Here is a 14,240-nt window from a genome sequence, read left to right on the forward strand (position 1 = left end):
CTCATCTCCTATGATATCTTCGTATGACAGCATTTGCAATCTGTAATCTTGTCTGTTGTGTGTCCATTGCCTTCTTTTCAAGAAAACGATGGGCATCCTGTTCACTCATCTTCCCATTCTCCATTAATAGGCACTTTGCCCGGTTAATGGTTTTAATTTCTTCTATACGATGATTTAATTTTCCATTATCCTTACGTATCTTTTCCAGTTTTCGATGTGTCAATATCGCAAATTTCAATACCTGATACAAAGCAGTGGGATGTACAGGCTTAGGAATGGCCATAATACCAGCCTTTTCCATACGTCCTTGAATAAGTTCAATCTCACTATTTTGTATCAACGCCAATATACTTGCATCACTTTTTTCACTTATATCAAAACATAAAGCGTATCCTTTTTCGTCTAACAGGGGATAATTAATGATAATCAAGTCGTATGAATTTTCCAGAAAAAGACGACGTGCTTTAGAAGCATTTGTACAAAAAGTCATACTTACATCTTCTTCAATTGATAAAAACTTGCGTAAATAATCACTTAGTTTATTACTATTGGAAACAATCAGTATCCGTATCATTTTTCTATCACCCCTTTTTCATAGCATATGTCTAGCGACAATACCAGTCGATGATATCTTGTGGTAGAATATTTTTGACAAAGGAGCTCTCTCTTGTAATTTTCTTTGCGTCCGCTAATGTATTTGGCAGCTGTTGCAACAATTCATGATGTTCAAATATATCGCCTTTGGCTTCCTCTACATGCATGTGTTGTTTAATTCCATCCATACCTGCTTCCACCAAAAGTGTAAAAGCCAGATAAGGATTACACATAGGATCAGGCGAACGTAGTTCGATTCTGGTATGATGCTGATCAGCTGCTGGAATACGTATTAAAGCAGATCGGTTATTCCTGCTGTATGCAATATATTTGGGTGCCTTATCTTTTCCAAGACGATCATAAGATTCCTCCATAGGATTTAAAAAGGCTGTAATTTCTCGTATATGATATAAAATACCAGCGATAAATGCATGCAATGTATCTTCAGAAACTACGAATAAATTTTCTCCGTTTTGATATAAGGAAAGATTAAGGTGTAATCCATTCCCCGCAGCCCCTGCCATTGGTTTTGGTGAAAAATCCGCCTTTAAACCATTTTGTAATGCAACAACATCTACGACGTTCTTAAATGTCATCAGATTATCACAGGCACTCATAATTTCATCAAATTTAAAGTCAATTTCATTTTGCCCAGGTCCATGTTCATGATGACTGCTTTCAGGGATGATATCCATTTCTTCAAGCTCTAGACAGATTTCTCGACGCACATTTTCACCTTTATCCAAAGGTGCGATATCACAATATCCAGCGTGATCATAAGGTACTTTTGTAGGATTTCCATCATCGTCCCGTAAAAACAAATAAAATTCGCATTCTGTACCCGCCATGAATTCATAACCTGATTCCTGGTATTTGCTTAATGTACGATATAAAATCTTACGACAATCTAATTCAAATGCTTCACCATTTAAATAACGGATATCGCAATACATGCGTACCACTCTGCCGCTTTGAGGTCGCCATGGCAAAATTGCCAGAGTAGAAATATCAGGAACCAAAAATAAATCTGAATCCGCAATACTCTTAAATCCATCAATCGCAGATGCGTCAAAACTCATACCTGTTGTTAATGCCCTAGACAATTCATTAGGCATAATGGAAATATTTTTTTGCCTTCCAAGTAAATCAAAAAAAGCCAGTCGAATGAATTTCACATCATATTCTTCAATAAAATCCATCATATCGTTTTCTGTAGTAACCATAAGCATTTCTCCTTTTTTACGAAAAAAAGGCGTCAAAGAAATACGAAAACACTTTATGTTTCCTCTTTTGAACGCCTTTGTTCGATACACTAATTTTACAGAATTATGCTTTCTGTGTCAAATTTTTTTTACTACTTTTTTACAATCCTATGACCAAACTATTTTCCTATTTACAGCTTTATCTGAACGAATGCAACACATGATGCGAAAGAAGAGAAATCAAACATATTCGTTTCAAACGTTGATAATATTCTCCTAATAATACAAAAAGCCTGAACTATTCAGGCTTTTATTAAATACTTAATTGTATTGTGTACTATACTATTCGACACCAATTATCGGTGTATTTTACTTACTTTCACCCATCTTAAAAATAGTTGATAAATAGGCGATTATTCTAAATAGTGACTTTACCTATACTATATAACATTTTAGAATTTTTTGGGGTTTTAAACTCCAAATAAACTCCAGAACATGAGCATTCAATCCATGAATTTAATTTCTTAGATAACATTCAATTTTTGTAAAATGCCTTCTACATCTGTAAACATTAACTTGATACCTTTTCTATAATAGAACGATAATAGTTTATTAGCTTTTGATTTTAAACTACGTTTCAATTTTTCAGAGAGTTCAATAGGTTTTTTTGTATTTTTATCAATATACACATTTTTAAAATATCCTTCAGTTACTGGAAACATATTTTGTAGCAAGAATGCTTTTTTCTCTCCTAAGACATACCCAAACTCAATAGTATCACATCGACCATATTTTTGAATATTCTTATCGTATACTTTCTGATATTTTTCAACTTGATGAGAGAATGGAATTACCCAGTAATAATTGCCCTGATCTATCTTAATTGCACAGAAAGAAGGACGTCCATGTTCTCCCATTTCATCACTTGGCTTATTGATTGGTAATGTACTATCTTGTACCAAATCAAAAAATGACTGTTTTATAAAATATAGATTTCCTAATTGAATCATTAAATCTTACTCCTACATAAAATGCCCCTTAGTGGGGCATTTTGAACATTCGTCTTTTATATCCCGTACACGAATTAACGGATAATATTTGAATGCTGGCCTTTTATATCCCGCGGACCAGCTAGCGGATAATATTTGAACATTTCTGTTCACTTAATAATATGTCCAGATATAAATGTATATACACATATATCTTTCATTTATATTTTAATGAATATTTGTACTTTAGTCAATAGCTTTACTGTTTTTATAAATCTCAATATATACTATTTAGAATTCACCTTAAACCGTAACCGTCAATTATCTCACTATATGTTAATAGTTCTATTGTTCATTAGACCATAGTTTTTTTACTGATAATGGATAATTTATATATGCTCTTGATCCACTCATAAAGAATACAAGTTTATTTTCCTTTACCAATCTTCTAACAACATATTCTTTAATATTTGTCATCTCTGCAAATTCTCTAATTGATACAATTTCTTTAGTCATCTAAAACACCTACTTTCTTTCATCTATTCCAAAGAATTTCCATCGATTTTGCGTAATCAATGTAAAATTTTTGAGTTGTCTTAATAAAGACAAGTTTATGATCAATTATTAACTTACGTATAGCTTTAACGCTTAATCCTGTTCTTAAACTAAATTCTTTTATAGTTAATATATTTTTGTTTTCAATTTCTTCCATATTTTTTGCTCCTTTCAATGATTATATAAATCATATTTGCGTAATTTTCTTCTAAGTTGAACCAATCCTCTATTAATTGATTTTCGTATTGCGGATTCACTGCAGCCTTCTATATTAGCTATTTCTGTTTTTGTATAATTGAAAAAATAAACTTCATAAATCCTATTAGCTTGTTTTAAAGTAAGTTGATTTAATGAAGAATATAATAATTCTCTCAATTCATCATAATATAACTTATCTAGTTCTGATTTAATATCAACTAATTCCTCTTCAAAACAAAAATATTCATTATATTCTTGTTTCTTGTTCTTCCGCAATAATGCATATACATCATCAGTAACAACTACTAATTTATCCTTATGATATATATCTGGATATAAATACTTTAAGTTAATTTTTTTCATAATCTTGGATACATACTAAATAGAAATATTGGAAATAACAGTATAACTTTATTAAAGTAAAAATCTTCCTAAAAAATATAGTAAATAATTTCCCCATAACTCGTTTTGATGTTCTTCAAAATCAATGTTTTTCTTTTTAATTATTTTCATATCTTTCACCTCACCTACATCTTATTCTTTATTTTAAAGATTAACAAATGTACAAATTCATACTTTTATTGAAGTTTATACATTTGACATCAATTTTGTTTCCTTTGTTTATTCAATCCTAAACTTATTAGAATACGTCTATCTAGCAGTTTCATAAATCTTGGCGAAACACTACCTATATATTTAATGATCCTACTTTTATCAATGACTTTTATTTGTTCCATCATTACAATCGAAGGATATTTCAATCCTACTGTAGTCGGAATACTATAATGGGTAGGTAGATGATGCTTCTCATAAACCTTACTTGTAAGACAAGCTACAATAATCGTTGGACTATATTTATTACCTTTATTGTTTTGAACAACCAATACTGGTCTTACGCCACCTTGCTCTGAACCATACCCCTCACTTAAATCTACTAAATAAATTTGTCCCCTTTTGATTTTCATATAGGTTACCTCCTATGTAAAACCAGACTCAAAATGAATCTGGTTAATTTATCATATGAATCGTTGTTTTCCATTTTTCCCTGAGTACCTGAAAACATTAAGGATACTATTAGACAAGCATTAGCATTGCTTTCACAGGAATTTCACCTTCGTGTGGTAACTCACACAACTGCATTACAGGAGTATCATTATACCTAATAAATATCATTGCAAATTATTTGCCAAATAATTTTTTTAGCACAATATTAATCGCTCGCATATCACTGGTCATGGCGGATTGTCTAAACGGCTCATTTATTAGGAATGTATCTAATAGCTGTTATTTTGTTTTCAAGGATCAGTGAAACCTACTTTTTAAGTGGGCTCACTATATATGCCACGAAAACGTAATTTTTTGTCACTTCTTTAGAGAATTTTTCACTTTTTTTATTTTTCGGTAAATGCTTCTCACAGAAATATCCAACATTTGAGAAATTTCATTGATATTGTATCCAATAATTTTGAGTTCTATTATTTTTAGAATCATTGGATCTACTCTTTTCAAATATTCATATAAAGACTCATTTTCAATTTGATCTAATATATTCTCTATATTTTTAATTTCTATTTTGTCATATACCGGCTGAGTAATGAAGAAAATATCTTTTGTAACATTTTGATGTCTTTTAAATGATCTCTCAGCATTAAATTGTGCCATATCAAATTTGCGTAAATCTGAAATTATTTTTTCATCAACATTATGCTTTCTTAATATTTTTTCTTCATTATCTTTCCATTGTTTCCAAAGATTGTACTCTTTCTTATAGTCGTAACTCATATGATACCTCCACTTTAAACTAATAAAATGGGCAGATATGGCGGATCACGACAATGAACAATATCCATCATAATCAAGTTAATTGAGAAATCATATACTCTTTTATTGAAATCAACTGTACATGATGAACATGACAAAACATTTCAAATTCATCTACTATATCTCTATAAATTGAAATTCTTGAAGGACAATACACTAAAACAATATTGATTTCTTTTTTACGTATTGCGTTAATCAAAAAATTCATTTTAAATGAGTCAAGCCATTTACCTTCTGATATTTCTTTAATTACACCAACAATATTCATATTGTTTTTTAAAGCATAATCTTCTAGTGCAGCAGCTTGATAATCCAATAAAATCCTTGAACCACCTTCTCTAACGCGACAATAAATCCAAGCTTTTATTTGTTTTTGCATGATAATTACCTCCCTCTTTAACACAAAAGCCTTTCACCCATATATGTGAAAGTTATTCGTCAAGTGGTAGAAATTTTTTTAACTTTTTTTGAATTATTTTCTGCAATTGCTTTTTATGATAAATAATGGTTGAATTTTTTACTCCTAGTATTTTTGCAACATCTCTTATTGACTTATTTTCAATAAAGATAAGATTCGCTATTGTTCTATTCGGTTCATTTAATAAAGATATTTCATTTAAAACTTTCATATATAAATCATGTACAACAATTTTATCTATCAATTCTGTTTCATTCTTAGACACAAAAAAAGTAGCTAAATCAATATCTTCAAAATACAAGACTGATTTAGCCACTTCCATATGATGTATATATCTCATTTGATCATAACTACTTCTAATAGTTTTGAACACCTCCTCACTTACTTCAACATACTCACTATTCACTTTTATGTAATACTTTCTATGTTCTTCATTATCATTTACCTTAAAACTATTTTTATTGTAATCATATTTATAATCTTTCATTGCTATTTCCTCCTCATATTTTATAAAAAATAAAAATAAGAAATAGGAGGTCCACGATTATGAATCATAACTCATCTCTCCCCACAGTTATGAAATTAACACTATTATAATTAAGAACCATAATAAATATTTGCATATATATTCTATAATTATGATTCTATTTTATGTTATTAAAATTGCTATTACTAAAAAAGAATGGCATTTAACCATTCTCTTCTATAATGTAAAACTCCATAAATTATTGATTTGATGAGCAATCTGTTCATACGTCCATAATTTATAACTTCGTTGTTTACTATTTGGATCGTTGATTTGTATTTTCCCATCTTTAATACCTGTTAAAACAATGAAATGTCCTGTTGTTGTAAAATCTCCTGGTCGCATACTACAAATTATTGGACTTCCTGATCTTAAGATAGAATAAATCGTATCCTTAGAAAGAGAAATTTCTTCTCCAGTCACTCCAAAATAAGCAGCACCTTCTGTCATTAATGACCAACTACTACCACTTCCTTCAACATAATAGCCATTATTATCAGCAAACTTAGCAACGGTATAAGGTGTAATTGTATTATCTCCCGTGAGTCCAGCAATAACCATAGATAAAGCAGTAGGTCCACATCCGCTCACTGCAATTGAACTATTTCCGTAGTCTACATATCCCCATCGTTGATCCCATTGCAATAACAAAGGAATATCTCCTTTTGTAACTTCTCCTATATTATCAGAGTACAGTTTTCCCTTTTTCTCTGGATAATCAATTACAAATTCCAACATTTCAATGTTTTTCGATAACATTTCTAATAATTCTTCTGGATATTCTCCATAATTTAGTAATATATTTTCTATTCTATGATCTTGAGAAATCATGGATTTAAGCTTTCTAAATATTTCAGTATCAGGCAAATTTGAAAAGTCTTTTTCATTAGAATCAATAGTTGTATCCAAAATTGGTGAATCTATATTTGAATCATCTACATTTTTATCAGGAGATATAATACGAGAAATTATTAGTGTTGAACCACAGATTAAAACCAATAAAATGATTAATGCAAATAATCTATGTAAGATTATTTTTTTCTTTCTTTTTATCATTGATGACTCACATCCATAAGTTTACCATTTTTAATCTCAATTACCTTATCTGCTTCATCAGCTAACAAATTACTATGAGTAACTACAATAACACACTTCTTTAATTCGTGAGCACTTTTCTTTAAGAGTCCAATTATTTCTTCAGCAGTGTTTTCATCAAGATTTCCAGTCGGCTCATCCGCAAGCAATACCTTTGCATCACTCGCTAATGCGCGTGCAATTGCCACACGTTGTTGTTGTCCTCCGGATAGTTGCATAACATTACGTTTCATATCATGTTTATCGATTCCTACCTCCTGTAAAAGTAGAACAGCATTTCTATTTCCACCTAATCGCACATTTTCTTCAGGCGTTAAATAATCAATAAGATTGTAATTCTGGAATACCAACGAAATATTATGTTTTCTATGTTCTGTCAGTTTATTTTTAGTTACTGGCATACCATCATATAAAATCATTCCATCAATCGGAGTGTCCAAACCTGCTAATAAAGATAGAAACGTAGTCTTACCAGAACCACTTGGTCCAACAATCGCATAAAAAACTCCTTCTTCAAACTGCATAGAGACTTCATCCAATATCTTCTTACTTTTATTTGTCTTATAATAATAACTCACATTTATAATTTCTAACATATTTATTTTCTCCTTAACTAACTCATTTCACTTAATATTTCTTTTGGTTTCTTTTTCATGATCAATATACCTGCAACATTTACAGTTAAAACTTCTAAGATTAAAATTGTTGCAAAAGATGTTCCATATATAGAAGGTGTAATCTTTACTTCAGTACCTTTTACACTTTGACCTGCATTTTCATCATATCCACTGACTTGTCCTTGCTGCATAATTTGTTGTTCTTCCATTTGTTGCACCTGATTATCAACAATATAATTAACTGCTATTTTTGATACAGGAATAGAAGCAATTGCTGATATTGAAAGTGCCACTATGCCTACAAGTAGTGCTTCTATCAAGATTTGTTTAATAATATTAAATTTTGTTAAACCCAATGACATATAAATTGCCACTTCTTTTGAACGAGTCTTAATCCAAAATATAAAAATTAAAGTTAATATTATAAAACTTGCTATCGTTATAACAATAATCATCATATTACTTGTCTCTTCCAATGTATTAAAGTTTGATGACATTGTATCTAAATTTCCTTTATCATCAAGCAAATCATATCTTTCCCAATTAATATCTGTATCTAAAATTCTTTCTTTCACTTCTTCATATTGATTAACATCATCTACCTTAAAAGTTGCCGTCATAAATAAGGGATCATCTTTATGACCACTTGGCTTTTCTGGAAATCTTAAATCTGTAAAAATCGTATTTTCACTTCGATAAGTATCCCCTGTAATTGTTGCGGGAATTGGTTTACTTGTTTTATAAATACCAATAATATTAGCAGTATAAACCTCAGATTTGTTTAGATCGTGTGAGTCATTAAATTGAATACTGTCTCCAACATTAAGTTGATTTAATTTAGCAAGTTCTTCAGAGATAATGCATACATCTTTATCTTCATTTGTAATATGTCTACCTTCAATTAATTCTACATTTCCATTAACAAAGTTTTTATCCATATTAGAACTATAATTGCCAATTAAATGAACACCTTTTAAATCATAACTTTGATCTGCATTTTTATCTTCGATTCTTTTAAAATTATATGGATTTACTGCAGTATCTAAGGTTGTTATATTAAATTTCGAAATTCCATCAACTTCACTGATTTTCATTACATCTTCATAAAAAACTGTTTCAAATTCATTATCAGTCCCAGTTAGCCATTGTCCTGATTCGGTTTGTTTTTGCCAATATCCATCTATTTCTCCTTCTTTTTCTCCAAGTTTTTCAGACAGTTCTAAAAGCCTTTCTCGTCGATTATTCATATTTAATTCTAATTGATAACTAGCACCTATAGCTTGTCGAGCGTTATCTTGTAAATTGACATTGGTATTTTTAGTTGCAAAACCAACAACCATAAATACACCAATAAACGTAACAACACAAAGTAACAAAATACTTTTCATTGGTTTTCTAAACATTGAACGTATTGCTCTATTAAAATCGCTCACATCTATCCCTCCATTTTAGATAATATTTCTTTTGGATTAGTTTTTAATACCGGTATTTGTGCAACTAGCAAAGCAATTGTAATTGTTATTGTTCCTATTCCTATCTGCATAAAAATATCATTTAATGTTAATTTCAAATGAATAGAAACATTTTCTACCATAGGCATGAATGTTGTAAGTGTATCTAGAAAAATAAATGTTAATCCACTTGCCACTATACTTCCTATGATAAATAATATAAATGACTCTAAAAATGTTTGAAGATATATGTGAAATTTAGAAATTCCTAAACTTATCATAACAGCCATTTCTTTATATCTTGCACGTATCCACATACTCAATATTAATGTAGTAATCACACAAGAAGTAATGATCGTAATTATTTGAATAAGACTAGCAATCCTTTGCACTTGATCAATTGGAATTTTAATTTGCTGGTATAAAGTATCTGTGTTTGTTACCACATACTCTTTGCAAATATCACTTACTTTCGTTTGCATTGTTTGAATAAGATCTGGATTGTCCACATATGCATATACTTCTGTATAAACTGGATTATCATTAATTTTATTCATTAATTCTTGTGAAATATAAATTTGATTTTCTATTCTATCTTTTGAAGCAATCATTTTTGGTTGATTTTCTTCATCATTCGACATAAAAATACCAACAATTTTAACTACTATATCTTCTTTAATTGTTAATATGTCTCCTATAGCTAAGCCATTAACCTCAGCAAAAGTATGATTAACAATAACTTCATCCCCATGTAAATTTTGTATTTTACCCTCTGATAATTTATATTTTCCTTCTTCAAACAAACTATCTTTGGATAAATCATCATATGCAATAATATTAAGTAAATTTTTATCAGATGTATCATTTACTGCTTTCAAAGTATCCATAGACATAATGATACTACTTCGTTTATTGATAAAATTTATATTATTTAACTCTTCTAATTCTTGAATAACAGTATTTTTTATTGGATTGTTATCATCAAGAATATTCACTATTAACTTAGATTTCGTATTTTGTTTAATTTGATCTTTTGTATTTTCTAAAGAATGAATCATTGCATTTGTTGAAAGCAGCATAACATTAACAACAAGAAATACTAACAAAAGCAAAACGCTTTTACTTTTTTTTCGAGTAATATATTTAATAGTTCGCGATAATATGTTCATGTCACTACCCCACATATCTTATAAGATAAACTTCATTGGCGACAAATATCTTTCCGTTTAATGTTCCATGAATTGCAACTTGAGTATCTTTTAAAATATCCTCTTTGTTTCCATCATCCGATACTGTATAGGTTGAAGAACTCATATTTATTACTATCGTTTTAACAATAACATCAGAAGCATATTGAACATCTAAATTACCCGTACCACTGTTTTCCCCATTACCACTACCTACAATAGCTAAGTCTCCACCATCCTCTGTTTTTTCTGTTCGAACAAGATTCAAAGAAAACCCTTCGTTTGAAAACTTTGTAACATATCCAGTATAATCTGCATCATTCAAAACATCTCTTGTTCCATTATTTTGATTACTAGAACTATTCTCATTATGATAACCAGTATTATTTTGAGATGATTGATTATCTGGTTCTACATCTTTAGAGCAACCTCCTAACATTACAGTTCCAATTACTAAACTTGTTAAAAACAATCTATTCTTTTTCATTTGAAATTCCTCCTAGTTTTTGAATACATATTGAGTTTAACAAACCAAAATATAATCAATGTATGCTTTATGTGTTTTTTATGTGTAGAAATAGATGCACAAAAAAACTCATCAAAATAATGAGTTATTGAAATACATATTTTTTAATTTATTAACCGAAATTTAAAAATATAATTGATAGTCTTTACTTTTATATTGCTATACTTTAATTATCTGTCGGCTTTTTTAGTACATATTTATCTATTAGAATATAAACTACTCCGCATACCAAACATCCAATTCCTCTAGCCACCCAAATATTCAAAGGCATTTTTCCAAAAAAATGCATAAACACATTTCCTACTAAAATGGAAATGATAAGTACAAAAAGAACTTTAAAATCATCTAACAGTTTCGCTTTATTCATAATTACCTCCAATATAACTAATTTGACGAAATGAAGACAAATAGTAAAAGTAAAATAACAAATACTAAAATATAGATTGAAATTTTTAACAGGTTATTTGCTTTTACAACCTCTGTTTCTACATTATTCACTTTTTCTATAAGTAAAGAATCGACAGAGTTTCCGACAAGAGTATCTAAACTTACCTGTAAAGCCTTTGCCAATGCAATCAGTTGATATGCATCAGGCACAGTTGAATTACATTCCCAATTAGATACAGTTTGCCTTGTAACTCCAACTGCTTCACCAAGTTTTTCTTGAGAAAGTCTTAACTTCTTTCTGAATATCTGTATGTTATTTCCTAAATCCATCATTTCACTTCTTTCATCAAATAAATTATATAAATTGAGAGTTAATTTATCTACCAAAAATCTTTTGAACATTGTCAAAGTTATTTAACAATTGAAAATTTTAATAATTAATCCTATTTCATGCAATCTCTTTCCATGCAAATAGAAAATAAAATTCCCCGTTTAGTATTTTTCATTGTAAATGGCATCTTATGCAAATCCAAAATCATTTTCACTAAATATAGTCCTAAACCACTCCCACCTGTATTTCTGTTTCTTGACTTTTCGTGTCTAGTAAAAGGAAGAAACAACTCTGAAATCTCGTGCTCATCAATATGAGCGCCTGTATTTTCTATATCTAATATAATTTTATCTTGAATTTTATGTAATTTAATTTGAACCACATTTTCATCTGGTGAATAGACAATAGCGTTATGAATAATATTATTCAATGCTTTTTTCATAAGTGAACTGTCCACATTCACAAAAATAGAATTATCTATTTGTTCAATAATTTCAATATTGTGCTGAATTGCTAGCTCGTTATTTTCATTGATGCAACTATACAGTAATTGTGCCATATCGGTTTTATTCAAACTTAAATCAAAAGTAGAGTTTTTCATCTTTGAAATTGAAAGTATTTCTTGAACAAGATTTTCCATACGTTCAGTTACTTGATAACTTTTTTGAAGATATTTATCCCTATCTTTATAACCTCCTACATTGTAAATCATACCTTGAAGTTGCCCTTTTAAAATTGTAATCGGGGTTTTTAATTCATGAGATACTGCTGAGAAAAAAGAAAGTTGTTGCTGTTCTAATTGTTTTTCCTTTTCCACATCTTCTTTTAGTTTTTTATTTGCTATTTTTAAATCCTCAAGCGCAGATGATAATTGATTAGATAAATCATCTAGATTATCACTCAACACACCAATTTCATCATTTCTATTATTAGAAAAATTAACCGAAAAATCTAATGAAGCTAGTTTTTTTGACAAATCACTAATTCGCAATATAGGAGTGGTAATAAATTTGGAATAGAAATAAGAAATCAAAATAGATATTAAGAAAACAAGTAATGTTATAAAAGGAAGATTTTTCTTTAATGTATTTGCAAATAAATTCACTCTTTCTTGTGTACCTAAAACTTTTAATGTGAACTCCTCTTGAGAATCTTCCAAACGAAATTTATATTGTTTAATTGTATGTGTTTTTTTTGCTAGCTCTTGAGCCTCTTGATTTGGTGCTGGTTGAATAGAAGTGGCTGAGAAATTTAATAGATTTCCTTTTTTATCGTAAACTTCATACGAAATATTATGCTCTTCTGCAAAGTTTTCTAACAATGTAATGCATTCATCTTTGTCAGCATTAGATAAATATGAAACCAAGTTTTGTGCTGCACGATCAACACTTGTATTTATTTCAGTTAAATAACTTTTAGGAGCTGTAAAGAATATGAATAAATATGTTATTAAACTAATAGACATTAGTAAAGTTGTGGTAATAATAAATACTTTTGCATTTAAATGCTGTCTAATCTTTTTCAACTTTATACCCAATTCCTTTTACTGTTTTTATATAATCCTTACCCAATTTTTTTCTAATATTTTTTATATGATTGTCTACCACACGATCGCTATCATAATATTCATACTGCCAAACTTTATCTAAAAGCATCTCTCTTGTTTGAACATATCCCGGATGTGCTAATAATTCCTTCAAGATTTCAAACTCTTTACGAGTAAAATCGATGAATTCTTTGTTAATTGATACAGTGTATTCATTCATATTTAAAACAATATCCTTGTATTGAATCAGCTCTTGTTTTGTATTCAAATCATTATCTATTCTTCTAAATATTGCTTGTATCTTTCTAAGTAAGATAGGCATAGAAAAAGGCTTAGTAACATAATCATCAATCAAAAGATCAAATCCTTTTAATTGATTAGTCTCATCAGATAGTGCAGTAATCATAATGATAGGAATTTTTGATTCCTTACGAATTAACTCACATACTGCATATCCATCAATCTTGGGAATCATAATATCTAACAAAATCATATCCGGTTGAAAACGATGAAACGTATCAATAGCTTCTATACCATCACTTGCAATCATGGTTTGATAATCATTATCTTCTAGAAAAAATTTTAATAACTCTTGAATATCCTCTTCATCTTCAACAATCAGAATTTTTTTCATTAAGGTCCCTCCTTTTAATTTATATTATATATCACAGAAATTGAAAATGATATAATATTTTAGTCAACACAAAAAGAAAACAGGAATTCTATTAAGAACTCCCATTACTCGATAAATTTTATAACATACTTATTTAATTTTGGATTAGTGTTTTCTATTCATA

At 29.2% G+C, this 14,240-nt stretch carries 19 protein-coding genes; all 19 read right to left on the reverse strand.

Going from position 1 to position 14,240, the window contains the following annotated elements; genetic code table 11:
• Position 1 precedes the first annotated feature (1 nt).
• The 19 genes from DW761_RS07910 to DW761_RS07990 all read right to left on the reverse strand — a co-directional run bounded on the left by DW761_RS07910 (position 2) and on the right by DW761_RS07990 (position 14,077).
• Entirely contained in the window at positions 2-574 is a 573-nt protein-coding gene (locus DW761_RS07910) for an ANTAR domain-containing response regulator (RefSeq protein ID WP_117517350.1), read from the reverse strand.
• Positions 575-605: 31 nt separating this feature from the next.
• The gene (locus DW761_RS07915) at positions 606-1,817 is read right to left on the reverse strand and encodes a glutamine synthetase family protein (protein ID WP_117517352.1); all 1,212 of its coding nucleotides are present in this window, start codon (positions 1,815-1,817) and stop codon (positions 606-608) included.
• Positions 1,818-2,320: 503 nt separating this feature from the next.
• Positions 2,321-2,806 carry a type III toxin-antitoxin system CptIN family toxin gene (gene cptIN, locus DW761_RS07920; RefSeq protein ID WP_117517354.1) on the reverse strand — a complete coding sequence of 162 codons (486 nt, stop codon included), beginning with the start codon at positions 2,804-2,806 and terminating at the stop codon, positions 2,321-2,323.
• 324 nt (positions 2,807-3,130) lie between these two features.
• Complete coding sequence (locus DW761_RS20985) at positions 3,131-3,301, reverse strand: hypothetical protein (RefSeq protein WP_154410912.1); 171 nt, start codon at positions 3,299-3,301, stop codon at positions 3,131-3,133.
• A gap of 19 nt (positions 3,302-3,320) precedes the next feature.
• Positions 3,321-3,497, reverse strand: coding sequence for a hypothetical protein (locus tag DW761_RS20990; protein ID WP_154410911.1), 177 nt, complete (start codon positions 3,495-3,497; stop codon positions 3,321-3,323).
• A gap of 14 nt (positions 3,498-3,511) precedes the next feature.
• Positions 3,512-3,901 carry an RNA polymerase sigma factor gene (locus DW761_RS07925; RefSeq protein ID WP_117517356.1) on the reverse strand — a complete coding sequence of 130 codons (390 nt, stop codon included), beginning with the start codon at positions 3,899-3,901 and terminating at the stop codon, positions 3,512-3,514.
• A gap of 239 nt (positions 3,902-4,140) precedes the next feature.
• On the reverse strand, positions 4,141-4,503 hold the full coding sequence (locus DW761_RS07930; protein ID WP_117517358.1) for a type II toxin-antitoxin system PemK/MazF family toxin: 363 nt from the start codon (positions 4,501-4,503) through the stop codon (positions 4,141-4,143).
• Positions 4,504-4,900: 397 nt separating this feature from the next.
• A complete protein-coding gene (locus DW761_RS07935; RefSeq protein WP_117517360.1) occupies positions 4,901-5,320 on the reverse strand; it encodes an ECF-type sigma factor in 420 nt (139 codons plus the stop codon).
• A 73-nt stretch (positions 5,321-5,393) separates the two neighbouring features.
• Entirely contained in the window at positions 5,394-5,738 is a 345-nt protein-coding gene (locus tag DW761_RS07940) for a recombinase family protein (RefSeq protein WP_117517363.1), read from the reverse strand.
• Positions 5,739-5,790: 52 nt separating this feature from the next.
• On the reverse strand, positions 5,791-6,264 hold the full coding sequence (locus DW761_RS07945; RefSeq protein ID WP_117517365.1) for a hypothetical protein: 474 nt from the start codon (positions 6,262-6,264) through the stop codon (positions 5,791-5,793).
• A gap of 216 nt (positions 6,265-6,480) precedes the next feature.
• The gene (locus DW761_RS07950; protein ID WP_117517367.1) at positions 6,481-7,359 is read right to left on the reverse strand and encodes a C39 family peptidase; all 879 of its coding nucleotides are present in this window, start codon (positions 7,357-7,359) and stop codon (positions 6,481-6,483) included.
• The gene (locus tag DW761_RS07955) at positions 7,356-8,000 is read right to left on the reverse strand and encodes an ABC transporter ATP-binding protein (RefSeq protein WP_199413574.1); all 645 of its coding nucleotides are present in this window, start codon (positions 7,998-8,000) and stop codon (positions 7,356-7,358) included. The genes DW761_RS07950 and DW761_RS07955 overlap by 4 nt, the downstream gene beginning before the upstream one ends.
• A gap of 11 nt (positions 8,001-8,011) precedes the next feature.
• Positions 8,012-9,448, reverse strand: a complete 1,437-nt coding sequence (locus DW761_RS07960; protein ID WP_117517371.1) for an ABC transporter permease — start codon at positions 9,446-9,448, stop codon at positions 8,012-8,014.
• Between the two features lie 2 nt (positions 9,449-9,450).
• A complete protein-coding gene (locus DW761_RS07965; RefSeq protein WP_233513057.1) occupies positions 9,451-10,545 on the reverse strand; it encodes an ABC transporter permease in 1,095 nt (364 codons plus the stop codon).
• A gap of 94 nt (positions 10,546-10,639) precedes the next feature.
• A complete protein-coding gene (locus DW761_RS07970) occupies positions 10,640-11,140 on the reverse strand; it encodes a hypothetical protein (protein ID WP_117517375.1) in 501 nt (166 codons plus the stop codon).
• Between the two features lie 205 nt (positions 11,141-11,345).
• Entirely contained in the window at positions 11,346-11,546 is a 201-nt protein-coding gene (locus DW761_RS07975; RefSeq protein WP_117517377.1) for a hypothetical protein, read from the reverse strand.
• Between the two features lie 17 nt (positions 11,547-11,563).
• Complete coding sequence (locus DW761_RS07980) at positions 11,564-11,953, reverse strand: helix-turn-helix domain-containing protein (protein ID WP_158550345.1); 390 nt, start codon at positions 11,951-11,953, stop codon at positions 11,564-11,566.
• Between the two features lie 56 nt (positions 11,954-12,009).
• Positions 12,010-13,422, reverse strand: a complete 1,413-nt coding sequence (locus tag DW761_RS07985) for a sensor histidine kinase (RefSeq protein WP_117517381.1) — start codon at positions 13,420-13,422, stop codon at positions 12,010-12,012.
• Entirely contained in the window at positions 13,409-14,077 is a 669-nt protein-coding gene (locus DW761_RS07990) for a response regulator transcription factor (RefSeq protein WP_117517383.1), read from the reverse strand. Before DW761_RS07990 ends, DW761_RS07985 begins: the two co-directional genes overlap by 14 nt.
• Positions 14,078-14,240 lie beyond the last annotated feature (163 nt).

Origin of the sequence: Absiella sp. AM29-15 (genome assembly GCF_003434225.1) — a bacterium.
Classification (GTDB): Bacteria; Bacillota_I; Bacilli_A; order Erysipelotrichales; family Erysipelotrichaceae; genus Hoskinsella; species Hoskinsella hominis.

Bases quoted from the DNA above. Each gene is read 5' to 3' on its own strand.
- DW761_RS07910 (WP_117517350.1), bottom strand. From the start codon at position 574: ATGATACGGATACTGATTGTTTCCAATAGTAATAAACTAAGTGATTAT.
- DW761_RS07915 (WP_117517352.1), bottom strand. From the start codon at position 1,817: ATGGTTACTACAGAAAACGATATGATGGATTTTATTGAAGAATATGAT.
- cptIN (WP_117517354.1), bottom strand. From the start codon at position 2,806: ATGATTCAATTAGGAAATCTATATTTTATAAAACAGTCATTTTTTGAT.
- DW761_RS20985 (WP_154410912.1), bottom strand. From the start codon at position 3,301: ATGACTAAAGAAATTGTATCAATTAGAGAATTTGCAGAGATGACAAAT.
- DW761_RS20990 (WP_154410911.1), bottom strand. From the start codon at position 3,497: ATGGAAGAAATTGAAAACAAAAATATATTAACTATAAAAGAATTTAGT.
- DW761_RS07925 (WP_117517356.1), bottom strand. From the start codon at position 3,901: ATGAAAAAAATTAACTTAAAGTATTTATATCCAGATATATATCATAAG.
- DW761_RS07930 (WP_117517358.1), bottom strand. From the start codon at position 4,503: ATGAAAATCAAAAGGGGACAAATTTATTTAGTAGATTTAAGTGAGGGG.
- DW761_RS07935 (WP_117517360.1), bottom strand. From the start codon at position 5,320: ATGAGTTACGACTATAAGAAAGAGTACAATCTTTGGAAACAATGGAAA.
- DW761_RS07940 (WP_117517363.1), bottom strand. From the start codon at position 5,738: ATGCAAAAACAAATAAAAGCTTGGATTTATTGTCGCGTTAGAGAAGGT.
- DW761_RS07945 (WP_117517365.1), bottom strand. From the start codon at position 6,264: ATGAAAGATTATAAATATGATTACAATAAAAATAGTTTTAAGGTAAAT.
- DW761_RS07950 (WP_117517367.1), bottom strand. From the start codon at position 7,359: ATGATAAAAAGAAAGAAAAAAATAATCTTACATAGATTATTTGCATTA.
- DW761_RS07965 (WP_233513057.1), bottom strand. From the start codon at position 10,545: ATGCTGCTTTCAACAAATGCAATGATTCATTCTTTAGAAAATACAAAA.
- DW761_RS07970 (WP_117517375.1), bottom strand. From the start codon at position 11,140: ATGAAAAAGAATAGATTGTTTTTAACAAGTTTAGTAATTGGAACTGTA.
- DW761_RS07975 (WP_117517377.1), bottom strand. From the start codon at position 11,546: ATGAATAAAGCGAAACTGTTAGATGATTTTAAAGTTCTTTTTGTACTT.
- DW761_RS07990 (WP_117517383.1), bottom strand. From the start codon at position 14,077: ATGAAAAAAATTCTGATTGTTGAAGATGAAGAGGATATTCAAGAGTTA.